Origin of the sequence: Haloferax sp. Atlit-109R (assembly GCF_003665865.1) — an archaeon.
Lineage (GTDB): Archaea > Halobacteriota > Halobacteria > Halobacteriales > Haloferacaceae > Haloferax > Haloferax volcanii.
In genome coordinates this window covers 100,432-126,183 of the sequence record NZ_QPLO01000001.1, presented here as the reverse complement: position 1 = coordinate 126,183, position 25,752 = coordinate 100,432, and the positions used below count along the sequence as shown (strand labels likewise).

Sequence of the window (25,752 nt, the reverse complement as noted above, 5' to 3'; positions counted from 1 at the left end):
CCATGACAGTCTACGAGAGCGACCTTCCGGGCGTCGGGAAGAAACACGAGGTGGACCTCGGCGACGGCTCCCGGCTCGTCATCGTGACGCACAACAGCGGCAAGCGGGAGGTGTTCCGGCGCGCGAGCGCCGACAGCGACTCCGAGAAGCTGTTCGAGCTCACCGACAAACTCGCCCGACAGGTGGGGACGCTCCTCGAAGGCGCGTACTTCCAGCCGGTCCAGACGGAGACCATCGAGACGCTGCTGGGCGACAACACGCTCATCGAGTGGGTCGAAGTCGGCGCGAACTCCGACATCGCGGGCAAGACGCTCGGCGAGTCCGACCTCCGGCAGGCGACCGGCGCGTCCGTCATCGCCATCGAGCGGGGCGACGAGGTCGTCACCTCGCCCGGCGGCGACGCCATGGTCGAAGCCGGCGACACGCTCGTCGTCATCGGTCCCAAGACGGCCTGCCGCGACTTCGTCGCGCTCGTCAAAGGGGCCTGATGGCGGCGGCGCTGCTCGAATTCGGCTACCTGTTCGCCGTCCTCGCGGTCGTCGGAGCGGTCGCGCTCCGCCTCGGTCTGTCGGTGATTCCCCTCTACGTCGTCGGCGGCGTCGTCGCCGGGCCGTACGTCGCCGGGCGGTTCGGCCTCCCGTACGTCCCGAACGGCGAGGTCGTGACGGTTCTGGCGGAACTCGGTATCGTCCTCCTGCTGTTTTTCCTCGGCCTTGAGTTCAGCCTCGACCGACTCCGGTCGTCGGGAGCGAAAATCGGCCGCGCGGGCGTCATCGACCTCGCGGTGAACCTCCCCATCGGCGTCGCCATCGGCCTCGTCCTCGGCTGGTCGCCGGTCGAGGCGCTCCTGCTCGGCGGCATCGTCTACATCTCGTCGTCGGCCATCGTGACGAAGACGCTCATCGACCTCGGGTGGATTGCCGACCCCGAGTCGGAGCCGATTTTGGGCACGCTCGTCTTCGAGGACCTCGCCATCGCGGTCTACCTCGCGGTCGTCACCTCGCTCGTGCTCGGCGGCGACGGCGGCGTCGCGGCCATCGGGCGGTCGCTCGCCATCGCCTTCGGCTTCCTCGGCCTGCTGTTCGTGGCCGTCCAGTACGGGACGGCGCTTTTCGCCCGCGTCCTCGACGTGGAGAACCAAGAGGCGTTCGTCCTGCGGGCGCTCGCGGTCGTCGTCCCCATCTCGGGCGCTGCGCTCGCGCTCGGGGTGAGCGAGGCCGTCGCGGCGTTCTTCGTCGGCATGGGCTTTTCGACGAGCGGCCACCGGGAACGACTCGAACACCTGCTCGTCTCCGTGCGCGACGTGTTCGCCGCGGTGTTCTTCTTCTGGATTGGGCTCGGCACCGACCCGACGCTGTTGGCGGCGGCGGCCGTCCCGCTCGCCATCGCGGTCGTCCTCTCGACGCCGTCGAAGGTTCTCTCGGGCTATCTCGGCGGTCGGGCGTACGACCTCTCGGCGCACCGGTCGCTCCGGGTCGGCGTCGGACTGGTCCCCCGCGGCGAGTTCTCGCTCGTCATCGCGGCGCTGGCCGCCGCGGGCACGACGCCGGTGATGCGCGACATCATCCCGGCGTTCGCCGTCGGCTACGTGTTCGTCATGAGCGCCCTCGGCACGGTGTTGATGCAGCGGTCCGACCTCGTGGAGCGTCTGGTCTTCCGCGGCGGCGAGACTGACGGCGAGGCCTCGGCGGAGAGCGCCTGAGTCGCCCCGGCGCGGGTTCTGCCCATCGGCGGCGGCCGACTCGAACGACTCGACTGACCCGACCGGCCACAGAACACTTACCCGAGGAGCCGTCACGTTGCGGGTGCTATGACCCTTATCGAGTGGCTCATCATCGCAGTCGTCGTGGTCGCGGTTATCGCGCTCGTCCTCGCGCTCGTCGACAACGAACTGCTGGTCGAACTCGCCGGGGAGTTGCTCGACTGAGGAAACGTTTGCGTCGCCGGAAGCGTTTAATAGGGAAGCCGTCGTAGCGTCTCACAACCATGGCGACTCGCAGCACTTGCGCCACTTTTGCCCCGCTGCGAGCCGCGGCTGTCCGACCCCGACGACGGGCCCTTTAGGGCCACAATCATCATCTCCTTCGGGACACGTCGAAATCGCTAATCTCCTGTTTTCGTGCCCATAGGCATCTCTACCCTTTAATTTCATAAACTGAATGCAAAGAATTTATCTGTGTGTCCCCGCCACAGACGAGTACATGAAGAAAGTCGCACTCGCGTTCTCGGGCGGACTCGACACGACAGTCTGCGTCCCGATTCTCGAAGAAGAGTACGGATACGACGAAGTCGTCGGCGTCACGGTCGACGTCGGCCAGCCCGAAGAGGAGTTCGAGGAGGCCTACGAGACGGCCGAGGCCCTCGGACTGGAACACTACGTCGTCGACGCGAAACAGGAGTTCGCACAGCTCTGTCTCGACTCGGTGTGCGCCAACGCGGACTATCAGGGCTATCCGCTCGGCACCGCGCTCGCGCGCCCGGTCATCGCCAAGGCCATCCTCGAACTCGCAGAGGAGCAGGACTGCGACGGCATCGCCCACGGCTGTACGGGCAAGGGTAACGACCAACTCCGCTTCGAGGCGGTCTGGCGCGCCTCCGACCTCGAAGTCATCGCGCCCGTCCGCGAGATGGGCATGACCCGCGAGTGGGAAATCGAGTACGCCGCCGAGAAGGACCTCCCGGTGCAGGGCGGCAACGAGGGCGTCTGGTCCATCGACACGAACCTCTGGAGCCGTTCCATCGAGGGCGGCAACCTCGAAGACCCCGGCTACGTCCCGCCGGAGGACATCTACGAGTGGACCGACCAGCCCTCGGACGAGACGGAACTCATCGAAATCACGTTCGAAGACGGCTACCCGGTCGCCGTCGACGACGAGGAGCTCGAACCCCTCGAACTCATCTCGCTTCTCAACGAGAAGGCCGGCAAGCACGGCGTCGGCCGCACGGACATGATGGAAGACCGCATGCTCGGCCTCAAGGTGCGCGAGAACTACGAGCACCCGGCCGCGACGACGCTCCTGAACGCCCACGAGGCGCTCGAAGGGCTCGTCCTCACGAAGGAGGAACGCGACTTCAAGGCCACCGTGGACAACGAGTGGTCCCAGAAGGCCTACGAGGGCCTCGTCGACGCCCCGCTCGTGGGCGCGCTGAACGCCTTCCTCGAAAAGACCCAAGAGCGCGTCACGGGCACCGTGACCATCAAGTTCGAGGGCGGACAGGCCCGCCCGGTCGGCCGCGAGTCCGAGTACGCCGCCTACTCCGAGTCCGCCGCCTCCTTCAACACGGAGACGGTCGACGGCATCGAGCAGGCCGACGCGACGGGCGTCGCCAAGTACCACGGCTTCCAGGCGCGTCTCGCCAACCAGAACACGAAGAAAGCAAAGCCCGAACTCGCCGCAGACGGCGGTAGCGACGAGTAAGATGGCAGGCGAGGACGGCGACTCCGAGGGCGTCATCCGCCGGGACCGCTTCAGCGGCGGCCCCGCCCGCGGGTTCATGTCGAGCCTCGCGGCCGACGAACGCATCTTCGAGGCCGACCTCGCCGTCGACCGGGCGCACGTCGTGATGCTCGCGTCGCAGGACATCATCGAGTCCGAGGTCGCGAGCGAGATTCTCGCCGCGCTGGACGAGGTCGAGGCCGCGGGCCACGACTCGCTTTCCGGCGGCGAAGACGTCCACGAGGCCATCGAGGCCGCGGTCATCGACATCGTCGGCCCCGACGGCGGGAAGATGCACACCGCCCGCTCGCGCAACGACGAGGTGGCGACCTGCATCCGCTACCGCCTGCGCGAGGACGTGCTTTCGGCCCTCGACGCGGCGCTCGCCCTGCGCGAGTCGCTGGTCGAGACGGCCGCCGAACACACCGAGACGGTGATGCCCGGCTACACGCACCTCCAGCCCGCGCAACCGACGACGGTCGCGCACTTCCTTCTCTCGTACGAACGGGCGGTCGCCCGCGACTGCGCCCGCCTCATGTGCGCGTACGAGCGCATCAACCAGTCGCCGCTCGGGTCGGCCGCCTTCGCGGGGACGCCCTTCGACGTGAACCGCGAACTCGCCGCCGACCTGCTCGGCTTCGACCGCGTGATGGAGAACTCGATGGACGCCTCCGCGACCCGCGACTTCCTCGCGGAGACGCTGTCGGCGCTCACGACCCACGCGGTCACGCTCTCCGGGCTCGCCGAGGACCTCGTGATATTCTCGAACAAGGGGCTCGTCGAGCTGTCGGACGACTACTCGTCGACCTCCTCCATCATGCCGCAGAAGAAGAACCCCGACACGATGGAGCTCGTCCGCGCCGTCGCGGGCGACGCGGTCGGAGAACTCACCGGCCTCCTGACGACGCTGAAGGGACTGCCGCGCGCGTACAACCGCGACCTCCAGCGCGCCCACAAACACGCGTTCCGCACCGTCGACGACGCGGGCGAGGCGGCCGCGGTCGCCGCCGGCGCGGTGGCGTCGGCGACGTGGCCCGAAGACGAACTCGCAGCGGCCGCGGGCGACGGCTTTTCGACCGCGACCGGCGTGGCGGACCTGCTGGCGATGGCCGGCCTCCCGTTTCGCACGGCCCACGAGGTCGTCGCGGAGGCGGCCGCCCGCTCCGAGGGAACGCCCGACGTGGCAACACTTGACGCCGTCGCTACGGACGTATTGGGTGAGTCACTCTTTACGCACGTGACAGCCGAGGCCGTCGAAGCCGCGCTCGACCCGACCGAGAGCGTGGCGAGTCGCGATTCGGTCGGCGGGCCCGCGCCCGCCGCCGTGGAGGCGACGCTCTCGACGGCCCGCGACGAGCTCTCGGACGACGCCGCGGCCGTCGCCGACGCCCGCGACTCGCTCGCGGCGGCCGCCGAGGGTCTCGACGAGGAGGTTTCGAGCTATGTCTGAGTCCGAACGCGAGACGCCCGCGGGCCCGCTCCGACGACCCCGAGCGGTCGCGCCGCGACGACCGGCGGGGCTCCGACGACCCCGACCGGAACCGCGGCGACGACGACCACGACCGACGCGGGGGACGGGCCGACCGGTCCGACGACCGGTCCCGTCTCCGGCGTCGAGTGAGCGTGGCACCCAAGCTCGACGCGTCGTTCGGTCGACCCGTATCGTCGGCCGATTCGACAGATAACACCCGTTAGAGACTTCTTTGCATTAATTTTTCTCGCGTAATTTTCGACGGCTTTAATACCGTCCGTCGACCAGCCACGGATGTAATGAGCGACACCATCACCGCGGAAGACCCGCTGAGCGGAGAGGAAATCGAGCTGCCGGCCGACGTCGAAGTCGGTGAAATCATCGACAGCCCCGCCACGGGCGCAGAGCTGGAAGTCGTCTCCCTCGACCCCGTGACACTCGAAGAAGCGCCCGAACTCGAAGAGGACTGGGGAGAGTAAATTGCACGTTGGACTGCTCTATTCCCGGATTCGCCGCGACGAGAAGCTGCTTCTCAACGAGCTTCGCGACCGCGGCCACGAGGTGACGAAGATAGACGTTCGGAAAGAGCAGTTCGACCTCACGGAGCCGCCGGAATCGTTCGACGGACTCGACGTGGTGGTCGACCGCTGTCTGGCGACGAGCAGGAGCATCTACATCACGCGCTTCCTGAAGTCGTACGGAATCCCGGTCGTCAACTCCCACGAGACCGCCGACATCTGCGCCGACAAGGCGAAAAACAGCCTCGCGCTCGCGGACGCGGGCGTGCCCACGCCGAACACGAAAGTGGCGTTCACGGTCGACTCGGCGATGGACATCGTCGAGGAGTTCGGCTACCCCTGCGTCCTCAAGCCGGTCGTCGGCTCGTGGGGTCGCCTGATGGCGAAAATCGACTCCGAGGCGGCCGCCGAGGCCATCCTCGAACACAAGTCGACGCTCGGAAACTACGAGCACAAGGTGTTCTACATCCAGGAGTTCGTCGAGAAGCCGGGCCGCGACATCCGCGTGCTCGCCACCGACGGCGAACCCGTGGCCGCGATGGTCCGCTCGTCGGACCACTGGCTCACGAACGCCGCGAAGGGCGCGAGCGTCGAGGAGTTCGAACTCGACGACCGCGCGGAGGAACTCGTGAAGCAGGCGTCCGACGCGGTCGGCGGCGGCCTGCTCGGCGTCGACCTCATGGAGACGGGTGACGGCTACACCGTCCACGAGGTCAACCACACCGTCGAGTTCAAGGCGCTCAACGACGCCGTCGAGACGGACGTTCCCGCGACGGTCGTCGACTGGCTCGAAGCCAAGGTCGACGGCGAGCAGTCGCTGGCGGAGGTCTCGGCGTGAGCGACCAACTCACCGCGGGCGTCGTCGGCGGCTCCGGCTTCACCGGCGGCGAACTGCTCCGCCTGCTCGACGGCCACCCGAACTTCGAGGTCGAACAGGCGACGAGCCGCTCCTACGAGCGCAAGACCGTCGGTCACGTCCACCCGAACCTTCGTCACCTCGACCTCCGTTTCACCTCGCCGGAGGACCTCGAATCAGTCGACGTGCTGTTCACGGCGACGCCCCACGGCGTCTCGATGGAGCACATCGACGCCTTTCAGGACGCGGCGGACACCGTCGTCGACCTCTCTGCGGACTTCCGTCTCTCCGAGGCGGCGCAGTACGACGAGTGGTACGACGGCCACGTCTGCCCCGAGTATCTGGAGAAATCGGAGTACGCGCTCCCCGAACTGAACCGCGAGAACCTCCCCGGCGCGGACCTCATCGCCGCGGGCGGCTGTAACGCGACCGCGACGATTCTCGGCCTCAAGCCGCTTTTCGACGCCGGCATCCTCGCCGGCGACGAGCAGGTCGTCGTGGACGTGAAAGTCGGCTCGTCGGAGGGCGGCGCGGGCGCGAGCAAGGCGTCGTCGCACGCCGAGCGCTCGGGCATCGTCCGCCCCTACGCGCCGACCGGCCACCGCCACGAGGCCGAAATCGAGGAGTACCTCGGCCTCTCGGTCTCGTTTACCGTCCACGCGGTCGACATGGTCCGCGGCGCGGCGGCGACCTGTCACGTCTTCCCCGACGGCCCCGTCTCGAAGGGCGACATGTGGAAAGCGTTCCGCGGCTCCTACGGCGACGAACCGTTCGTGCGCACCGTCGCCGGCGGCGGCGGCGTCTACCGCTACCCGGAACCGAAGTCGGTCGCCGGGACGAACTACGGCGAGGTCGGCTTCGAAGTCGACCCCGGAAACCGACGACTCGTCGTCTTCTCGGCCATCGACAACATGATGAAAGGCTCCGCGGGGCAGGCGGTCCACGCCGCCAACATCGCGCTCGGGCTGGACGAGACCGCCGGACTCGACTTCACCGGCTTCCACCCCGTCGGCTCGCCCTGACCGCACCGCCCCCGAACGCTCGCCCCGACCCACGATTTACGCACCATTTCGACTATGACAGGATACACACGCGAGGAACTGCTCGCGGCACACGAACAGCTCGTCGACAACGAAGACAACCTCATCGCCGACGGCGGTATCGGAATCGGAGATTCCGGTACCTCGTCAGCGCTCCGCGCTGACGGTGGCAAGGAGCCGCCGGTCGTCGTCAAAATCGGCGGCGCGAAGGCCGTCGACCCGAAGGGAGCCGTCTCCGACGTGGCCCACCTCGTCGCCAACGGCACCGACGTGGTCGTCGTCCACGGCGGCTCGACCGCCGTCGACGAGACGCTCGAAGAACTCGGCGAGGAGCCGACGTACGTCGAGTCGCCCTCGGGCGTCTCCGGCCGCTTCACCGACGAGCGCACCATGGAGGTCTTCTCGATGGTGATGCCCGGCAAGCTCAACACCGACCTGACCGCGCTGTTCCGCGAGGCGGGCGTCGACGCGCTCGGCCTCTCGGGCGTCGACGGCGGCCTCCTGACCGGGCCGCGCAAATCGGCCGTCCGCGTCGTCGAAGACGGCAAGAAGAAAATCAAGCGCGGCGACCACTCCGGGAAGATTACCTCGGTGAACGCGACGCTCCTCGAAACCCTCCTCGACGGCGGCTACACGCCCATCGTGACCGTTCCGATGCTCGCCGACGACGGCGTGCCGGTCAACGCCGACGCCGACCGCGCCGCCGCCGCGGTCGCGGGCGCGCTCGGCGCGAAACTCGTCGTCCTCACCGACGTGAAAGGCGTCTACGCCGACCCCGACGACGAGTCCACGCTCATCGAGACGGCCGACACGCCCGAGGCGTTCTCGGCGCTCGAATCGGCCGCTGAAGGGTTCATGACCAAGAAGGTCATGGCCGCGAAGGAGGCGCTCGACGGCGGGGCCGCCGAGGTCGTCGTCTCCGACGCGAACCTGAACGACCCCATCGTGACGGCGCTCAACGGCGGCGGCACGCACGTGACGCCCGGCGCGCTGGTCGAAGCCGAGGAGGCCGAACAATGAGCGGCTTCGTCTTCAACGAGAAACCCATCGCCATCGAGTCCGGCGAGGGGCCGTATCTCTACTCGGACGACGGCACCGAGTACCTCGACTTCGGCGCGAGCTACGCCGTCGCGGCGCTCGGCCACTCCCACCCCGCTGTCACCTCCGCGATTCAGGAGCAGGCCGCGAAGCTGACCTACGTGCAGGCGTCGTACCCCGTCGAGGTCCGCACGGAACTGTACGAGAAGCTGGCGACGCTCGCGCCCGGCGACATCTCGAACGTCTGGCTCTGTAACTCCGGCACCGAGGCCAACGAGGCGGCGATGAAGTTCGCCCGCTCCGCGACCGGCCGCCAGAAAATCGTCGCCACGAAGCGCGCCTTCCACGGTCGCACCCTCGGGAGCCTCGCGCTCACGTGGAAACAGAAGTACAAGAAGCCCTACGAACCGGTCGCCGGCGGCGTCGAGTTCGTCAGCTACGGCGACGAAGCGGAACTCGCCGAGGCCGTCGACGACGAGACGGCCGCGGTCTTCCTCGAACCGATTCAGGGCGAAGGCGGCATCAACCCCGCGACGGCCGAGTATCTCCAGACCGCCCGCGACCTGACCGAGGACGCCGGTGCGGCGCTCGTCTTCGACGAGATTCAGACCGGCATCGGCCGCACCGGGTCGCTGTGGGCCTGCGAGAACGCCGGCGTCGTCCCCGACATCCTCACGAGCGCGAAGGGCATCGCCAACGGCCTGCCGCTCGGCGCGACGCTCTGCGCCGACTGGATTGCCGACGGCGCGGCGTCCCACGGCTCGACGTTCTCCGGCGGTCCCGTGGTCTGCGCGGCGGCGAACGCCACCCTCGACACCATCGTCGAGGGGGACCTGCCCGGCCACGCGGCCGCGGTGGGCGACTACCTCACGACGGAGCTCGAAGCCGCCGTCGAGGAACACGACCTGCCGGTCCGCGAGGTCCGCGGCGACGGCCTCATGGTCGGCGTCGAGGTCAAACGCGGCGCGAACCGCACGCTGAAGCACCTCGCGTTGTCCGAGCAGTTGCTCGCGCTCCCCGCGGGCCGGACGGTCGTCCGGTTCCTGCCGCCGCTCGTCATCGAGGAAGAACACGCCGACCGCGCGGTCGACGCCATGACGAACGTGTTATCATGAACGCCGAAATCGACCGCGAGGGACACGACGAGTCGGAGACCGAAGCGGAGTCGGCGGCCGAGACGGCGGCCGACGCCGAGGTCGACGCGGACGCCGACACCGACGCCCTCGACGAGGGCGAGTGGGCCGACGCGCGCCACCTCCTCTACGACATGGTCTCGACGCCCTCGGTGTCGGGCGACGAGGAGGCGGCCGCCGAGGTCCTGAAGGCGTTCTTCGAGGCGCACGACCGCGAGGTGTGGATAGACGAAATCGGCAACGTCCGCGCCCCGGCCGACGACGCGGTGCTTCTCACCTCCCACATCGACACCGTCCCCGGCGACGTGCCGGTGAAGATAGAAGACGGCGTGCTCTGGGGTCGCGGCAGCGTCGACGCGACCGGCCCGCTCTGTTCGATGGCCGCGGCGGCCGTCGAGACGGGCGTCTCGTTCGTCGGCGTCGTCGGCGAGGAGACCTCCTCGCGCGGCGCGTGGCACCTCGTGGAGGACCGCGAGGAGCCCGACGCGGTCGTCAACGGCGAGCCCTCGGGCTGGGACGGCGTCACGCTCGGCTACCGCGGGTTCCTCTCCGGGACGTACATCTCGACGAGCGAACTGGGTCACTCCTCGCGCCCCGAGGAGAACGCCATCCAGTCCGCGGTCGCGTGGTGGTCCCGCGTGGCCGACTTCTTCGACGAGGACCGCGACGGCGTCTTCGACACGGTGACGACCAAGCCCGTGACGTTCGACGGCGGCCCGACGGAAGACGGCCTCGCGGTCGAGGCGACGGTGGACGTGCAGTTCCGCGTCCCGCCGCGGCTCTCCATCGACGACGTGCGCGAGGTCGCGGAAAGCGAACTCACCCGCGGCGGCGTCCACTGGAACAAGCCCATCCCGCCGGTCATGATGAGCCCCCGCACCGACGTGGCGCGGGCGTTCCGCGTCGCCATCCGCAACGTCGGCGGCGTGAAGCCCCGGCTCCTCCGCAAGACCGGGACCAGCGACATGAACATCTTCGCCGGCACGTGGGACTGCCCCATGGCGACCTACGGCCCCGGCGACTCCGACCTCGACCACGCCCCGAACGAACATCTCGACCTCGCCGAGTTCGACAGCGCCATCGACGTGCTCGTCGACGTCTGCGAGCGCCTCGCGGACGACTGAGACGAGACGAGCGACGGAGGCGAACGGCGACGACGACCAGACACCCGAGACGACGAACCGACACGGAGACACGACATACGACACAATGCTCGAAACCACCCACTTCACCGACATCGACGACATCAGCGCATCGGAGTTAGACCGCGTTCTCACCCGCGCCGCCGACATCAAGTCCGGCGACGACGAGACGCAGCTCACCCGAGCGACGCTGGCGATGCTCTTCGAGAAACCGAGTACCCGGACGCGTGTCTCCTTCGAGACGGGGATGACCGAACTGGGCGGCCACGCGCTGTTCCTCGGCCCCGAGGACATCCAGCTCGGCCACGGCGAGCCGCTTTCGGACACCGCGCGCGTGCTGGGTCGCTACGGCGACGCCATCATGGTCCGCCTGTTCGAACACGAGGACCTCCTCGAAATCGCGGAGCACTCCGACGCGCCGGTCATCAACGGCCTGACCGACGACGCCCACCCCTGCCAGACGCTCGCCGACCTGCTCACCATCCGCGAACACGTCGGCGACTTCGACGAGGTGTCCGCGGCGTGGGTCGGAGACGGCAACAACGTCGGCCAGTCGTTCGTCCTCGGCTGTGCGATGGCCGGCATCGACCTCACCGTGGCGACCCCGCCGGAGTACGGCGTCGACGACGACGTGCTCGAGAAGGCCGCCGAACTCGGCTCGACGCCGACGATTACGACCGACCCCGAGGAGGCCGTTTCGGACGCGGACGTGGTCTACACCGACGTGTGGATTTCGATGGGCCAGGAGGACCAGCGCCACGAGAAACTGCAAGCGTTCGAGGGGTTCCAACTCAACGAGGAGTTGCTCTCGGGGACCGACGCGCAGGTCATGCACTGCCTGCCGGCCCACCGCGGCGAGGAGATTACCGGCGACGTGCTCGAAGGCGAGCGCTCGCTCGTCTGGGACCAGGCGGAGAACCGCCTGCACGCCCAGAAGGGTCTCATCGTCGAACTGCTCGAATAAATTCGGGTCCACGGCGGTCGCGGCTCTTTGCAGCTTCTCAGAAGACGCCGTCGAGCGCGGAGGTACGCTCTACCGTTCCCGTCGCCTCCGGCGGTGTCGAGGCCTCCGAGCCTTTTAATCGGATGGCGGCCGAGATTCTCCCGTGGCCCACGCCAACGGCGCACCCGACGACGGCGACGCGGACGGAGCGTGGCGGTTCTTCCCGTACGACGAGCCGTACCCGAATCAGGAGGCGGCGATGTCCGGCATCGCCGACGCGCTCGGCGACGAGCGGAACGTCCTCCTCGAAGGGGCGACCGGGACCGGGAAGACCATCTCCGCGCTCGTGCCCGCGCTCTCGTACGCCCGCGAGCACGACAAGACGGTCGTCATCACGACGAACGTCCACCAGCAGATGCGCCAGTTCGTCGAGGACGCCCGCGCCATCACCAGAGAGGAGGCCATCCGCGCGGTGGTGTTCCGCGGGAAGTCCTCGATGTGCCACATCGACGTGGGTTTTCAGGAGTGTCAGACCCTCCGCGATACGACCCGGAGCATCGTCGAAAAGGAGTCCGACAAGGCCGAACTCTCCGAGCAGGCGCAGTCGCTCCTCGACGGGATGCGCGAGGGGGAATCCGGCGCGGCCGACGCGCGAAGCACCGTCACGGACGAACTCGACGCCATCGACGACGAGTTGGCGGAGTTGAAGGAGGGCAACTACTGCGAGCACTACTACAACAACCTCACGCGGAACACAGACGAGTTCTTCCAGTGGCTGTTCGACGACGTGCGGACGCCCGACGAGATTTTCGAGTACGCGGGCAAGCAGAACCTCTGCGGCTACGAACTGCTCAAGGAGGGCATGGAGGGCATCGACCTCGTCGTCTGCAACTACCACCACCTGCTCGACCCGATGATACGCGAGCAGTTCTTCCGGTGGTTGGACCGCGACCCCGACGACGTGATTACGGTGTTCGACGAGGCGCACAACATCGAGGGCGCGGCCCGCGACCACGCGAGTCGCGCGCTCACCGAGAACACGCTCGAAAGCGCGATGACCGAGTTGGAAGACGAAGACGACTCGCGGGCCGAGAGCGCCCGCAACGTCATCGGAACGTTCCTCGACGCGCTGCGCGACAGCTACGAATCGGCGTTCGGCTTCGGCGAGCGCGAGCAGGTCGGTGAGAACTGGTACGACCTCTCTATCGCCAGTCAGGGTCGTCGCGACGACCTGACGATGGAGTTCCTACAATCCTACGAGGGCCGCGGCATCGACGTGGAGGTCGAACTCGCGCTCCAGTTGGGCAAGCAGTTAGACGAGCAGTACGAAGACGCGTACAAGAACGGCGAGGCGACGACGCGCAAGGAGTGCCAGACGCTCCAGGCGGCGAACTTCATCGCTGACTGGACGGAGTTGGGCGACGAACTCGGCCGCCACCCGATGCTGTCGGTCCGCCGCGACGGCGGCACCGACGAGATTTACGGCCGCGCGGAACTGTACACCTGTATCCCGCGGGAGGTCACGAAGGAGCTGTTCGAGGAGGTTCACGCGAGCATCCTGATGTCGGCGACGCTCCGCCCGTTCGACGTGACGGAAAGCACGCTCGGCCTCGACGACCCGGTGACGATGGCCTACGGCCTCGAATACCCCGAGGAGAACCGCCGGACGTTTTCGGTCTCGCTGCCCGCGCTGTTCTCCTCCGAGCGCGACGACCCCGGCACACAGGAGACGGTCGAGGAGGTGCTCGCGGACGCCGCCGGCTTCACGCCGGGGAACACGCTCGCGTTCTTCCCGTCGTACGCCGAGGCCGAGCGCTACCACGAACGCCTGCGGGCGAACCCGAACGTCGACGCGGAGCTGTTTTTAGACGAACCGGGCGTCCGCGCCGAGGAGATGCGCCGGGAGTTCGTCGCCGAGGACGGCGCGGTGCTTCTCACCTCGCTGTGGGGGACGCTCGCGGAGGGGGTGAGCTTCGACGGCGACGACGCCCGAACGGTCGTGGTCGTCGGCGTACCCTACCCGCATCTCTCCGAGCGGTTGGAGGCGGTACAAGACGCCTACGACCGCGTCTACCGTCGGAAAAAGGACGCCGGCTGGCGCTACGCCGTCGAGATTCCGACGATTCGAAAGACCCGACAGGCGCTCGGCCGGGTCATCCGCGCGCCCGACGACTTCGGCGTCCGCGTGCTGGCCGACAAGCGGTACACCCGCGAGAGCACCTCGATGGGGAAGTACGGCGTCCGCGGGTCGTTCCCGGTCGAGGAACGCTCCGAGATGGTCGATATCGCGCCGAACAAACTCAAGTTCGCGATGCTGAACTTCTACACCGACCACGACGCCTACGACGGCGACCCGCCGCGGCCCTGAGCCTGAGCGGGTCGCGCTCGGCGCGGAAAAGCCGGTCGCGACCGCCGTGCGATTCTTACCTGTTCGAACCAACACAGGGTGATGAGTGCGACCCCTCCCGGCCCGAAGGGCCTCCCGTTGTTCGGCGCGAGCAGACAGTACGCCCGCGACCCGTTTACGTTCCTGACGGCCGTCGCGGACGCCTACGGCGACGTGGTCCACTTCGACCTCGGCCCGCTGGACACGTACATGCTCACGAACCCGGCGGACGTAGAGACGGTGCTCGTGAGCGAGGCGTCGAAGTTCAGAAAGCCGCAGTTCCAAGACCGCGCCATCGGCGACCTGCTGGGCGACGGCCTGCTGATGAGCGAGGGCGCGACGTGGAAGAGACAGCGCCAGCTCGCCCAGCCGGCGTTCGACGTGCGGCGCATCTCGACGATGGCCGGCATGATGACCGACCGGACGGAGTCGATGCTGTCGTCGTGGGGCGACGGCGACGTAGTGGACGTGCAACTGGAGATGGCGCGGCTGACCGTCGAGATAATCGTCGACGCCATGTTCGGCACCGACCTCGACGACGAGCGCATCCGGCGGGTACAGGAGAACCTCGAACCGCTCGGCGCGCGGTTCGAACCCGACCCGCTTCGGTTCCTGACGCCCGACTGGGCACCGACGCGGGAGAACCGCGAGTACAAGCGGGCGCTGTCCGAACTCGAATCGCTCGTCTGGGACATCGTCGAGGAGCGCCGCGGGACCGAGTACGGCGAGACGCCGGCGTCGTCGGTGCCGGCCGACGCGACGGGCGAGGAGCGGCCGATGGACCTGCTTTCGATTCTGCTCCGCGCCTACGACGAGGGCGAACAGACCGAGAAGAACCTCCGCGACGAGCTAATGACGATGCTCCTCGCGGGCCACGACACGACGGCGCTGACGCTGACGTACGCGTGGTATCTGCTCTCGCAACACCCCGAGGCGGAGGCGAAGCTCCACCGCGAACTGGACGAGGTGCTCGGCGGGCGGACGCCGACGTTCGAGGACGTGCGAAAACTGGAGTACACAGAGCGCGTGCTGAACGAGGCGATGCGGCTGTATCCACCGGTGTACGTCATGTTCCGCGAGCCGAAGGTGGACGTTCGCCTCGGCGGCTACCGCGTCCCCGCGGGGTCGGCCATCATGCTCCCGCAGTGGGTCGTCCACCGCTCGGAGCGCTGGTGGGACGACCCGTTGGAGTTCGACCCGGACCGCTGGGCACCCGAGCGGGCCGGCGACCGCCCGCGCTTCGCGTACTTCCCGTTCGGCGGCGGGCCGCGCCACTGCATCGGCAAGCACCTCTCGCTGCTCGAAGGGCGGCTCATCCTCGGCACCGTCGCCCAGCGGTACGAACTCGATTACGTCCGCGACGAGCCGTTTTCGCTCCGCGGGTCGCTGACGATGCACCCGGAGGAGCCGATGGGGATGCGGCTCCGGACGCGCGACTGACGGCGCGACCAGCGGACACGGGCGCACCGCCGACGCCGGTCGAACCCTCGCCGTCAGGCCGGGAGCGAAATCGAGGCCGTGGTCTCGCGGAACGACGAGTTGTAGATATCGAGCTGCGAGACGGTCCACTCGATGGAGTCGAGCGGTTGGCTCGCGACCGCGCGGGCGTCCGCGACGCTGCCGCCGCGAGCGAGCGTGACGTGCGGGACGTAGTCGTCGCCCTCGATTCCCTCGATAGCGCCGAACTCGTCGGTGAGCGTCCGGTGGAGGTCGAGAAGGCCGGGGCTGTCGACCGCGAGGTAGACGACCGGCGCGGCTCCGCGGGGCGGCTCCTCGAAGAATCGGATGTCAGTGACGCGGGCTTCGAACGCCGGTTGGCCGGCGAGCGCGCGCCGCAACTGTTCGCGGAGGCGGTCGAGGTCGGCGTCTTCGAACCGCTTGCAGACGAGCGTGTGCCGGTCGCGAACCCGGTCGAACGGGGCGAGGTACGGAAACAGGTCGGACGCGAGGCGGGCGACCCGCCCCGGAACCGGGACGTTCAGACTGTACACGCCCGTGTCTCACGCGAGAGACACAAAGGCGTATCGTCGTCGCCGCGGGAACGTCAGATTCGGTCGAGCAGCCAGAGGACGATGAGCGCCGCGACGACGAGTCCCAAAAGCGGCTGGAGCGGGCCGAGCAGCGCACCGAACAGCCCGAGCACCTCGCCGATGATTTCGAGGACGAGCCAGACGAGGACGAGCAGGAGGATGATTTTCAGCAGGTCCTCCACGTCGATTCGGCCGCGGTTCGTTCGCATACCGGGGCGTGAGGCGTTCGCGGACAAATAGTTGGTGGCCGGGTGAGTGGGTAGGTGAGTAGCCGGCTAGCTTTATTCCGTCTCGGTGTCACTCTCCACCATGGACAGCCTGTTCTACCAGCTCGGGAAGCTCTCGGCGTCCTCCTCGTCGTCTTCGTCGTCGGGCGCGGAGCGGGTCGACAGCGACCCCGGCCGACTCCCGCGGTGGCTCGCCCCCCTCGCGGTCGCGGTGGTCGTCTTCGGCCTCGCGGTGGTCGTCTTCCCCGTCACGCCGCTGACGCTCGCGGGCTACGTCGTCCTCGCGCTCGCCGTCGCCGCGGTGTACGACGCGGTCGAAATCGTGCAGGCGTACGAAAAGCGGACGCTCACCGTGTTCGGGGACTACAAGGGCATCCTCGAACCGGGGCTGAACGTCGTCCCGCCGTTCGTCTCGAAGACCTACCGCTTCGACATGCGGACCCAAACGCTCGACGTGCCCTCCCAAGAAGCCATCACGGAGGACAACTCGCCGGTCACGGCCGACGCGGTGGTCTACATCCGCGTGATGGACCCCGAACGCGCCTTCCTGCAAGTCGACAACTACCGCCGGGCCGTCTCGCTGCTCGCCCAGACGACGCTCCGAGCCGCCCTCGGCGACATGGAACTCGACGACACGCTGGCGCGCCGCGACCACATCAACGCGCGCATCCGCCGGGAACTCGACGAGCCGACCGACGAGTGGGGCGTCCGCGTGGAGTCCGTCGAGGTCCGCGAGGTGAAGCCCTCGAAGGACGTCGAGAACGCGATGGAACAGCAGACCTCCGCCGAGCGCCGCCGCCGCGCCATGATTCTCGAAGCGCAGGGTGAGCGCCGCTCCGCCGTCGAGAAGGCGGAGGGCGACAAGCAGTCGAACATCATCCGCGCGCAGGGCGAAAAGCAGTCTCAAATCCTCGAAGCGCAGGGCGACGCCATCTCGACGGTGCTTCGGGCCCGCGCGGCGGAGTCGATGGGCGAGCGCGCCATCATCGACAAGGGCATGGAGACGCTGGCGAACATCGGCACCTCGCCGTCGACGACGTACGTCCTGCCGCAGGAGCTCACGTCGCTGCTCGGTCGCTACGGCAAGGGGCTGTCCGGCTCGGACGTACAGCAGGCGGCGGGACTCGAAAGCAAGGCGTTCGACGAGGAGACCCGCGAACTCCTCGGCCTCGACGACATCGGCGAGATACTCGGGGAGTTGGACGGCGTCGAGACGGCCGATATCTCCGCGGACGCGGTCGACATCGAAATCGAAGACGGCGGCGTCGAGGCTGAGCGCGTCGAGTGAGCGAAAATCGAAGGCGCGAATCAGTCGGAGACCCGTCCGACGCACCGGGGGCCGGTGCAGCGTCGTGTCCGGTCTGCGGGGGCGACCGGCGCGAGTCCCGTCGTCCGACCGTCGCGGTTCGGTGAGGCGCGAGGCGGACGTGAGACGGGAGCGGCTCGGTGCGTCGACTCTCGGGTCGCGGTTGATTTCCCGCCCGTCCGGTCGAACGAGAGTCGGAACCCTCCGGGAACGTCCTCCCGAACGCGGACGAGAGACGGGCGTCGGCGTCCCACCACCGGTCTGCGGTTCGCGCAGACACCATTCGATACGCAATAAACACTATTAATTGTCTAGGTTGTTGAAACGTGCGGGGCGTTCACCGACCAATCGACAACCCGAGCGATTAATCGCCTTTATTTCTATTTTTCAAGAGGTAGAATAATTTAACCACGTCCGACTCTGACGGTGTGGCATGCAACAGCAATCGTCGGTCGAGACGCGGTCGTTGTCGGCGTCTCGCGCCGAGATGAGCGAGATTCTGATGCCCAACGACACGAACAACCTCGGACGCGCCCTCGGCGGGCGGATTTTAGAGTGGATGGACGTCTGCGGGGCCATCGCCGGGCGGCGCTTCGCCGAGCGGCAGGTGGTCACGGCGTCGATGGACCACGTGGACTTCCTCGCGCCCATCGACGTGGGCGACGTGGTGACCGTCGAGGCGTACGTCTTCGACACCGGTCGCACCAGCATGGACATCAAGGTGGACGTGACCGCCGAGCGCCCGAGCGAGGGCGACCGCCGCGAGACGCTCACCTCCTTTTTCACCTTCGTCGCGCTCGACGACGACGAGAAGCCGGTTCCGGTCCCGGACCTCGTCTGCGACTCCCAAGAGGAGCGCGAACTGCGCGACGCGGCGCTCCAGAAGCGCCGCGAGCACCGCGCCGCGCTGGCAGAAGAGTTCGAGTAACGCGGCCCGCGAGCGAGCCGCGGGTGTTTATTCTTCGTCCGCCGCGCGGACGGTCAACACCGGCGCGTCCGACTGCCGGACGACGCGCTCGGTGACGGAGCCGACGAGGTAGTGGTCGAGGCCGGTGCGGCCGTGGGTCGCCATCACGACGAGGTCGATGTCGCCGTCGGCGGCGTAGTCGACGATAGTCGAGTGCGGCACGCCCTCCACGACGATGCGTTCGGTCTCGACGCCCTCGGGGAGCGCCTCGATTGCGGCGTCGGCCGCCGACTCCGCGCGGTCGAGTTCGGATTTTTCCCACACGTCCGGCGCGATGCCGGCCGAGGGCGACTCGAAGCGATTGCGCGAATCGGCCACCGACAGCACGTGGACCGTCGCGCCGTAGGTCTCCGCGAGGGTCGCCGCGTGTTCGATGGTCGCGTCGGTCGCGTCGCTGCCGTCGGTCGGAAGCAGGATGTGGTCGTACATGGGTGGGAGTTCAGAATCGAGGACTGTGAAAGTGGTGCCAGTGGGGGTGGTTCGGGTGGTCGTGAGTCGTTAGATACCCAGCGCCATCAGGAACAGCGCCAGCGAGATGACGGCGAAGAGGACGCCGACGAAGTTCTTGATGACGCTGGTCTCCAGCGCGTTCGACACGTAGGGCGCGATTTGGCCGCCGAGGACCGTCGCGGGGACGGTGAAGACGACCATGTTCCACGGCGTCGTCGCGAGGCTCAGCGAGTGGCCGCCGACGAGGCCGCCGCCGAAGACGTGGACGAGCGACGCCAAGATGGCGGTCAGCGCGACCACGATGTGGTTCGTGCCGATGGCGACGCGGACGGGGACTTTCGTGCCGAGCATCGAGATGATGCCGAGTTCACCGATACCGAAGCCGGCGAGGCCCTGGAACATCCCGCCGACGCTGTAATTGGCGAAGCGACGCAGGTAGCCGCCGCGGGTGTAGGTGTAGTCGTCACCGTCGCGGTCGACGCGGGTGACGGTGCCGTCGTCGGCCGTGTTGACGCCCGCGGGGCCGAGCTTACCGGGGTCGTTGGGGAGGCTCGCGGAGACGCCGCCGTCGGTGGCCGCGGCGTGGTCGGAGTCCGACGAGCCGTGGTCCTCGTGGCCGAGGTCGGCGTTGAAAAGCAGGTACGACGCGGCGAGCAGCGCGATGCCGAGCAGCGCGTGGAACACCACGTCGGGGATGACGAACGACAGGAGCGCGCCGCCGACGACGAACGGAATCGACCCGCCGACGAGCGTCAGCGCCAGCCGCCGGTCGACGAGACCGTACTGGATGAAGGCGACGGCCGAACTGGAGAGGCCGAACGCCTCGCTGATGAGGCCCACCTTGACCAGCGTCGACGAGTCGAGCGGGTGCGCGAAGATGGGGAAGATGAAGATGAGGAACGGGACGAAGAGCGCCGACCCGCTGATGCCGACCGTGTTCACGATGGTCGCGCCGGTGAGGAACACCGGGAACAGCCACCAGTACTGGAGCCAGTACTCCATGCCTGCACCCGACGGCGTCGGTGCCATGGTGAACACCGAGACGAGGAACAGCAGGGGAGCGATGAACACGAGGATGTGTTGGTACTTCAGGAACGACTTCTGAACGTGACTGAGAGACTGAGAGCTCATGGTTCTCGTTGTTGTCAGTTCGCAGTAGCGTCCGCGTGCACTCGCGTGGAGTGACGCGTCGAAAACAGCCCGTTTGCCGAGTCATCAGCGGCACCGACCCGCGCGCGTTCACCGTCTCCCGAGGATGCGACCGCGTCGCACACCGGGAGGACCGGCGTGCGGTGGTCGCCCGAACTGTCGAGCACGGAGTGCTCGAATCCGCGGACCATTCAGGTAATACCTCCGTTGGGGTAGGCGTGGTGAACGGAGTGGGTTGCAGGCTCGTCCGCCGAGGTGCGGATCACGGTGGAACGGGCATAGCGAAGTCGGAGTAATAAGTCTTGATGTCGACCCACTGATTTGGGTACGGACCACACACCGACGCGCGTCGAAAAACCAGTAACATGTGTTTCTATCCAAAATCTGCGCTCACTCGTTGAGTTCGAACGCCCGTCTGACCAGCGCCCGTTCGGTCTCGTAGGTGAGCCGTTGGAGGGCTTCGACCGGGGTAACCCACTGGCGCGCGTCCACCTCGGCGTCGGGCTCGAACTGGTGCTCGTCGACGACGCGCATGTGCCAGACGAACACGCCCTTCGGCCCGCTCTGTGTCTCCGCGTCGTCGGGGACCGGTACTCGTAGCGGCCGGCGAACCGGCCGCAATCGACCTCGCATCTCGTCTCCTCGCGGACCTCTCTGACGGCGGTCTCGACCAGCGTCTCGCCGGGTTCGAGTTTCCCCTTCGGGAGCGACCAGTCGTCGTAGCGCGGCCGGTGGACGAGACAGAACCGGCCGTCGTCGCGGCGGAGAAGCCCGCCGGCCGCGAACGTCAGGGTTGGGGAGTGAGACACGGCCGGTCAGAACTCGTCCGGCGGCGTCAGGCCGTCGTCGCCGTCGCCGTCGTGTTCGTCCGGGTACTCGGGTGCGACGCCGTCTTCGAGCGCGTCCACGTCGAACTCGCGGCGGAGCGTCTGGATGCGGTCGCGGATGTCGGCGGCGAGTTCGAACTCGAGGTTGTCGGCGGCCTCCTGCATCCGGTCTTCGAGGAAGGCAATCTGTTCGACCGCCTCGTCGGCGTCGGCGGGTTCGTCGCCGGAGACGCCGCGGGTGTCGGTCTTGCTCCCCGGCAGGTTCGTCTCGCCGACCTCCTTTTCGATGGTCGTCGGCGTGTAGCCGTGTTCCTCGTTGAACTCCTGTTGGATGCGGCGGCGGCGCTGCGTCTCGGAGATGGCGGCCTCCATCGCGTCGGTCATCTCGTCGGCGTAGAGCACGACCTCGCCGTTGACGTTGCGGGCGGCGCGGCCCATCGTCTGGACGAGCGTGGTCTCGGAGCGCAGGAACCCCTGCTGGTCGGCGTCGAGGATAGCGACCAAGGAGACTTCGGGGATGTCGAGGCCCTCGCGGAGGAGGTTGATGCCGACGAGTACGTCGATGTCGCCGAGGCGGAGCGACCGGATGAGTTCGTGGCGTTCGAGCGTGTCGGTCTCGTCGTGCATGTAGGCCACGTCGACGCCGGCCTCTTCGAGGTACTCGGTGAGGTCCTCGGCCATCCGCTTCGTGAGCGTCGTGACCAGCACGCGCTCGTCGCGGTCGATGCGCTCGTCGATGCGGGCCATCAGGTCGTCGACCTGCCCGGTCGCCTCCGTCACCTCGACTTTCGGGTCCACGAGGTGGGTCGGCCGGACGATTTGCTCGACGATTTGGTCGGAGTGCTCGCGCTCGTAGTCGCCGGGCGTCGCGGAGACGAAAAGCGTCTGCCCGACGGTCTCTTCGAACTCCTCGAATGTGAGCGGGCGGTTGTCGTAGGCCGTCGGCAGGCGGAAGCCGTTTTCGACAAGCGAGTCCTTTCGGGACTTGTCGCCGGCGTACTGGCCCTTAATCTGCGGGAGCGTGACGTGCGACTCGTCGATGACGGTGAGGAAGTCGTCGGGGAAGTAGTCCAGAAGCGTGTAGGGCGCGTCGCCGGGTTCGCGGTCCGAGAGGTGGACCGAGTAGTTCTCGATGCCGGAGCAGTGACCCGTCTCGCGGAGCATCTCGATGTCGAAGGTGGTGCGCTCTTCGATGCGCTGGGCGGCCACGAGGTCGCCCTGTCGCTGGAAGTGCTTCACCCGCTGTTCCATCAGCTCCTCGATTTCCGAGATTGCGCCTTCGAGCTGTTCTTCGGGGATGGAGTAGTGCTCCGCCGGGTGGACGAGCACCGCCGGCTCCGACGACTTCACCTCGCCCTCCAGCGGGTCGAGCTTCAGCATGCGGTCGATTTCGTCGCCCCAGAACTCGATGCGGACGGCGTAGCGGCCGTACATCGGGAACACCTCAACGGTGTCGCCGCGGACGCGGAACGTTCCCTGCCGGAAGTCCACGTCGTTGCGCTCGTAGTTGAGGTCGACGAGGGCGCGGAGCAGTTCGTCGCGGTCCATCCCCTGGCCGACCTCCAGCCGGAGGGACATGTCGGTGTAGTTTTTCGGGTCACCGAGGCCGTAGATGGCCGACACCGAGGCGACGACGATGACGTCGTCGCGGGTGAGAAGCGACCGGGTCGCGGAGTGGCGGAGCCGGTCGATTTCCTCGTTTATCGACATGTCCTTGTCGATGTAGGTGTCGGTCTGTTCGATGTACGCCTCGGGCTGGTAGTAGTCGTAGTAGGAGACGAAGTACTCGACCGCGTTGTCGGGAAAGAGGCCCTTGAACTCCTCGTACAACTGGGCGGCGAGCGTCTTGTTGTGCGCGAGGACGAGCGTCGGCTTCTGAATCTCCTCGACCACCCACGAGACGGTGTTGGTCTTGCCGGAGCCGGTGACACCGAGCAGGGTCTGTACGTCGGCACCCTCGCGGAAGCCGCGGGCCAGCGCCTCGATTGCCTCGGGTTGGTCGCCCGCGGGGTCGAAGGGGGCGTCGACGCGGAATTCGCGGTCTGCGTCGGGTCTGTCGGCGGACAGGGGACCGGACTCGCTCATTGCCCGTCCTTGGGTCGCGGCGTACTTGAGCGAGGCGGTGCTTGTCGCCGGAGGAACGGTTTTGGGGCGGGCTATCGAACGTTCCCGTATGACGAGAGCCGAACTCGAACGCGCGAGCAACCTGCTCAAGGACGCCGCCGAGGCGACCGAGGGCGACGTACAGGAGCGACTCTACGAACAGTCCGACCAGCTGGCGACGCTGGCGACGCGCGAGCAGGGGCCGGACCACGGGCGACTCGCCCGGCACATGACGGTCCTTCACGACCTCGCCGAGGCCCTCGACGGCGACGCGGCCGAGACGGTCCGCGAGGCCCGAAGCGAGGTCCTCGAATACCGCAAGGGCGTCCCCGGCGTCTGACGACCGGCGGACATACCCCCTCGTTTCTACTGGAACTCACTCACATACGCCGCGCGTCGGTGCTGTCGGCGCGCGGTGAACGAAAACGGATTTTCACGCCGAGCGGGTCGCCAACGGCGGCCCCGGCGCGGAAACAGGTGATTGCTTAACAGACGTTCTTCGGCTTGACGCCCATGCCTTCGAGCGTCTCGACGTACTCGTCGTAGGCGGCTTCGACCACCGCGTCGGCGGCCTCGCGGGCGACGGCGTCGTCGTCGACGAGGTCGGAGACGGCGGCTTCGAGCGTGTCGAGTTGGTCGTTGAGGTCGGATTTGAGCGTGCGGAAGTCGTTGGCGGCCATCGGGTCCGCGTCACCGACGAAGAAGCCGACCATCTGCTCGACGGTCTTCAGCGACACGAGCGCGCGGGCGAGCGCGCCGCCGAGGCGGCCGTCGGTCGTCTCGAACTCGGCGAGCACGTCGTAGACGTTCGGCTTCGAGCCGTCGGGTTCCGCGCCGACGGCCTCGGCGTGGTCGCGGGCGGTGTCCGCGAGGTCCGAAAACAGCGCGGCGGCCTCGTCGTTCGGTTCGTCGTCGGCCCACCAGTCGAACAGGTCGGCGGCGGCGGCGGCCTCGGCGGCGGCGGCCGCGCGGACCGCGTCGCCGTCCATCTCGCCGCCGGTGACGGCGTACAGCGCCTTCGAGGAACCGAGTCGGGAAAGCGGCGTCTCGTGGTCGTCGCGGAGGGTATCGAGGAGTTCGGTCATACGGTTCCGTATGTCCGTCTCGGGTTTGTACCCATCGGCGGCGGCGAGTCCGGCGCGAGTCCGCGACGGACGGGGGACGACCGGGGAGGGCCGACGAGCCGCCGATTCGTGACATTTGACCGATCCGAACTCGTCCGAATATTAAACATTATATATTGTATTATCATGAAGTAATCCGGACTATGACAAACGCTATCAGGCAGGCGGCGGAGCGCAGTTCGAAACTGGTCGAACAGTACCTCCCCGACGCGTTCCTGTTCGCCATCATCCTGACCGGAGTGGCGTTCGTGCTGGCGCTGGTGTCGGTCGCGCCGGCCGAGGGGGTCGGCATCGTCGGACACGCCGGAAACCTCCTCGTCGACGGCTGGTACGGCGGCTTCTGGAACCTGCTTTCGTTCGGGATGCAGATGACGCTCATCCTGATGACGGGCTACGCGCTCGCGCAGACGAAGCCGGTAGACCGGCTCCTGACGCGACTCGCGGGCGTCCCGAGCACCGAGCGCGGCGCGGCCGCGATGGTTCCGGTCGTCGCCGCCGCGGCGTCGTTCGTCCACTGGGGTCTCGGCCTCGTCGTCGGGGCGCTTTTCGCCCGGAAGATAGCGACCGAGATGCGCGGCATCGACTTCCCCATCGTCGTCGCCGGCGCGTACTCCGGCTTCGTCGTCTGGCACGGCGGTCTCGCGGGGTCGATTCCGCTTCTGTTGAACACCGAGGGGAACTTCCTCATCGAAGCGGGCATCCTCGACGCGACGTTCGGCACCGGCGGGACCATCTTCACGGTCGCCAACCTCGTGTTGGTCGTCGCGGTCGGCTTCCTCTTCCTGCCGGCGCTGTTCGCGCTCATGTACCCGACCGACGAGACGAAGAAGACGCCCATCGACCCCGCGGAGTTCGAGGCGGCGACCGACGGCGGCGAGCAGGCGACGGGCGGATGGGCCTCCACGACCGTCCCCGATGACGCCTCGCTCGCGACGCGCATCGAGCACTCGCTCGGCATCGGCGTGGCAATCGGCCTCGTCGGCCTGCTCGCGGTCGCCCTGTACTTCGTCGAGGGCATCCAGAACGGGACGATGCCGTGGAACAACCTCAACCTGAACATCGTCAACTTCGGCTTCCTCTTTCTCGGCCTGCTGTTCCACGGGACGCCCAAGGCGTACATCGAGGCCATCGTCGAGGCCGTCGAGAACGTCTGGGGCATCATCCTCCAGTTCCCCTTCTACGCCGGCATCATGGGCATCATGGCCTACGCGCCGGAGGGCTCGGTCAGCCTCGCCACGCAAATCGCACAGGGCATGGTCGCCGTCGCGCCCGACGGGACGCTCCCGGCGTTCGCCTTCTTCACCGCCGGCCTCGTGAACTTCTTCGTCCCCTCCGGCGGGGGCGAGTGGGCGGTCATCGGCGAGACGCTCGTCACGGCCGCGAAGGCGTCCAGCGAGTCCATCCCGCGGGTCGCCGTCGCCGCCTCGTGGGGCGACGCGTGGACCAACATGATTCAGCCCTTCTGGGCCATCCCGCTGCTCTCCATCAGCGGCCTGTCGGTCCGCGACATCATGGGCTACTGCGTGATGGTGCTTCTCGGCGCGGGCGTCATCGTCGCTGTCGGCATCAGCGTCCTCCCGATGTAAGCCGCAAAAAGAACCGTAC

24 protein-coding genes and 1 pseudogene are annotated in these 25,752 nt (G+C 67.5%); 17 read left to right on the top strand and 8 right to left on the bottom strand.

The annotated features are described in order from the left end of the window. Positions 1 to 2 precede the first annotated feature (2 nt). The 13 genes from DVK03_RS00615 (at position 3) to DVK03_RS00550 (ending at position 15,404) form a co-directional block, all read left to right on the top strand. On the top strand, positions 3 to 488 hold the full coding sequence (locus tag DVK03_RS00615) for a cation:proton antiporter regulatory subunit (protein ID WP_006600845.1): 486 nt from the start codon (positions 3 to 5) through the stop codon (positions 486 to 488). Beyond that, positions 488 to 1,702 carry a cation:proton antiporter gene (locus tag DVK03_RS00610; protein ID WP_115801981.1) on the top strand — a complete coding sequence of 405 codons (1,215 nt, stop codon included), beginning with the start codon at positions 488 to 490 and terminating at the stop codon, positions 1,700 to 1,702. Before DVK03_RS00615 ends, DVK03_RS00610 begins: the two co-directional genes overlap by 1 nt. A gap of 499 nt (positions 1,703 to 2,201) precedes the next feature. Beyond that, a complete protein-coding gene (locus DVK03_RS00605; protein WP_004065822.1) occupies positions 2,202 to 3,419 on the top strand; it encodes an argininosuccinate synthase in 1,218 nt (405 codons plus the stop codon). 1 nt (position 3,420) lies between these two features. Further along, a complete protein-coding gene (argH, locus tag DVK03_RS00600) occupies positions 3,421 to 4,887 on the top strand; it encodes an argininosuccinate lyase (RefSeq protein WP_004065824.1) in 1,467 nt (488 codons plus the stop codon). A gap of 320 nt (positions 4,888 to 5,207) precedes the next feature. Then, positions 5,208 to 5,387, top strand: a complete 180-nt coding sequence (gene lysW / locus DVK03_RS00590) for a lysine biosynthesis protein LysW (protein ID WP_004045057.1) — start codon at positions 5,208 to 5,210, stop codon at positions 5,385 to 5,387. A gap of 1 nt (position 5,388) precedes the next feature. Further along, the gene (lysX, locus tag DVK03_RS00585) at positions 5,389 to 6,264 is read left to right on the top strand and encodes a lysine biosynthesis protein LysX (RefSeq protein WP_115801979.1); all 876 of its coding nucleotides are present in this window, start codon (positions 5,389 to 5,391) and stop codon (positions 6,262 to 6,264) included. Next, positions 6,261 to 7,304: an N-acetyl-gamma-glutamyl-phosphate reductase gene (argC, locus tag DVK03_RS00580; protein ID WP_004045051.1), complete on the top strand. Its 1,044-nt coding sequence runs from the start codon at positions 6,261 to 6,263 to the stop codon at positions 7,302 to 7,304. Before lysX ends, argC begins: the two co-directional genes overlap by 4 nt. A 54-nt stretch (positions 7,305 to 7,358) precedes the next feature. After that, on the top strand, positions 7,359 to 8,342 hold the full coding sequence (locus DVK03_RS00575; protein ID WP_006600849.1) for an acetylglutamate/acetylaminoadipate kinase: 984 nt from the start codon (positions 7,359 to 7,361) through the stop codon (positions 8,340 to 8,342). Further along, positions 8,339 to 9,475: an aspartate aminotransferase family protein gene (locus tag DVK03_RS00570; RefSeq protein ID WP_004065834.1), complete on the top strand. Its 1,137-nt coding sequence runs from the start codon at positions 8,339 to 8,341 to the stop codon at positions 9,473 to 9,475. The genes DVK03_RS00575 and DVK03_RS00570 overlap by 4 nt, the downstream gene beginning before the upstream one ends. Then, complete coding sequence (locus DVK03_RS00565) at positions 9,472 to 10,617, top strand: [LysW]-lysine hydrolase (RefSeq protein ID WP_004065836.1); 1,146 nt, start codon at positions 9,472 to 9,474, stop codon at positions 10,615 to 10,617. The genes DVK03_RS00570 and DVK03_RS00565 overlap by 4 nt, the downstream gene beginning before the upstream one ends. Before the next feature lie 85 nt (positions 10,618 to 10,702). Further along, positions 10,703 to 11,599, top strand: coding sequence for an ornithine carbamoyltransferase (gene argF, locus DVK03_RS00560; protein WP_004065839.1), 897 nt, complete (start codon positions 10,703 to 10,705; stop codon positions 11,597 to 11,599). A 142-nt stretch (positions 11,600 to 11,741) separates the two neighbouring features. After that, positions 11,742 to 13,946, top strand: coding sequence for an ATP-dependent DNA helicase (locus tag DVK03_RS00555; RefSeq protein ID WP_115801978.1), 2,205 nt, complete (start codon positions 11,742 to 11,744; stop codon positions 13,944 to 13,946). Positions 13,947 to 14,027: 81 nt separating this feature from the next. Beyond that, the gene (locus DVK03_RS00550) at positions 14,028 to 15,404 is read left to right on the top strand and encodes a cytochrome P450 (RefSeq protein WP_115801977.1); all 1,377 of its coding nucleotides are present in this window, start codon (positions 14,028 to 14,030) and stop codon (positions 15,402 to 15,404) included. Between the two features lie 53 nt (positions 15,405 to 15,457). Here the strand turns inward: DVK03_RS00550 and DVK03_RS00545 are convergent, their stop codons facing one another. Further along, on the bottom strand, positions 15,458 to 15,955 hold the full coding sequence (locus tag DVK03_RS00545; RefSeq protein ID WP_115801976.1) for a 2'-5' RNA ligase family protein: 498 nt from the start codon (positions 15,953 to 15,955) through the stop codon (positions 15,458 to 15,460). Between the two features lie 53 nt (positions 15,956 to 16,008). After that, positions 16,009 to 16,203: a hypothetical protein gene (locus DVK03_RS00540; RefSeq protein WP_004045037.1), complete on the bottom strand. Its 195-nt coding sequence runs from the start codon at positions 16,201 to 16,203 to the stop codon at positions 16,009 to 16,011. 100 nt (positions 16,204 to 16,303) lie between these two features. Between DVK03_RS00540 and DVK03_RS00535 the strand changes: the two genes are divergently transcribed. Further along, positions 16,304 to 17,509: an SPFH domain-containing protein gene (locus DVK03_RS00535; protein WP_004065844.1), complete on the top strand. Its 1,206-nt coding sequence runs from the start codon at positions 16,304 to 16,306 to the stop codon at positions 17,507 to 17,509. Positions 17,510 to 17,960: 451 nt separating this feature from the next. After that, positions 17,961 to 18,455 (top strand): acyl-CoA thioesterase, encoded by a 495-nt coding sequence (locus tag DVK03_RS00530; protein ID WP_004045032.1) that lies wholly within the window; start codon positions 17,961 to 17,963, stop codon positions 18,453 to 18,455. 27 nt (positions 18,456 to 18,482) lie between these two features. On the opposite strand, the gene DVK03_RS00525 is transcribed toward DVK03_RS00530, so the two are convergent. From DVK03_RS00525 to uvrB, 5 genes and pseudogenes are all read right to left on the bottom strand, one after another. Continuing rightward, positions 18,483 to 18,923 carry a universal stress protein gene (locus tag DVK03_RS00525; protein ID WP_004065845.1) on the bottom strand — a complete coding sequence of 147 codons (441 nt, stop codon included), beginning with the start codon at positions 18,921 to 18,923 and terminating at the stop codon, positions 18,483 to 18,485. 69 nt (positions 18,924 to 18,992) lie between these two features. Continuing rightward, entirely contained in the window at positions 18,993 to 20,075 is a 1,083-nt protein-coding gene (locus tag DVK03_RS00520; protein WP_004065846.1) for a sulfite exporter TauE/SafE family protein, read from the bottom strand. Positions 20,076 to 20,089: 14 nt separating this feature from the next. After that, positions 20,090 to 20,284, bottom strand: a complete 195-nt coding sequence (locus tag DVK03_RS00515) for a hypothetical protein (protein ID WP_008605979.1) — start codon at positions 20,282 to 20,284, stop codon at positions 20,090 to 20,092. A gap of 199 nt (positions 20,285 to 20,483) precedes the next feature. Beyond that, positions 20,484 to 20,902 (bottom strand): annotated as a pseudogene (locus tag DVK03_RS00510) (NUDIX hydrolase). A gap of 6 nt (positions 20,903 to 20,908) precedes the next feature. Continuing rightward, positions 20,909 to 23,005, bottom strand: a complete 2,097-nt coding sequence (uvrB, locus tag DVK03_RS00505; RefSeq protein ID WP_115801975.1) for an excinuclease ABC subunit UvrB — start codon at positions 23,003 to 23,005, stop codon at positions 20,909 to 20,911. A gap of 88 nt (positions 23,006 to 23,093) precedes the next feature. Here uvrB and DVK03_RS00500 point away from each other — a divergent pair, with 88 nt between their 5' ends. Further along, positions 23,094 to 23,363, top strand: a complete 270-nt coding sequence (locus DVK03_RS00500; RefSeq protein ID WP_115801974.1) for a hypothetical protein — start codon at positions 23,094 to 23,096, stop codon at positions 23,361 to 23,363. Between the two features lie 145 nt (positions 23,364 to 23,508). On the opposite strand, the gene DVK03_RS00495 is transcribed toward DVK03_RS00500, so the two are convergent. Beyond that, positions 23,509 to 24,108 carry a hypothetical protein gene (locus DVK03_RS00495; RefSeq protein WP_049896172.1) on the bottom strand — a complete coding sequence of 200 codons (600 nt, stop codon included), beginning with the start codon at positions 24,106 to 24,108 and terminating at the stop codon, positions 23,509 to 23,511. A gap of 182 nt (positions 24,109 to 24,290) precedes the next feature. Between DVK03_RS00495 and DVK03_RS00490 the strand changes: the two genes are divergently transcribed. Continuing rightward, the gene (locus DVK03_RS00490; protein ID WP_115801973.1) at positions 24,291 to 25,733 is read left to right on the top strand and encodes a short-chain fatty acid transporter; all 1,443 of its coding nucleotides are present in this window, start codon (positions 24,291 to 24,293) and stop codon (positions 25,731 to 25,733) included. The last annotated feature ends 19 nt before the right edge of the window (positions 25,734 to 25,752 follow it).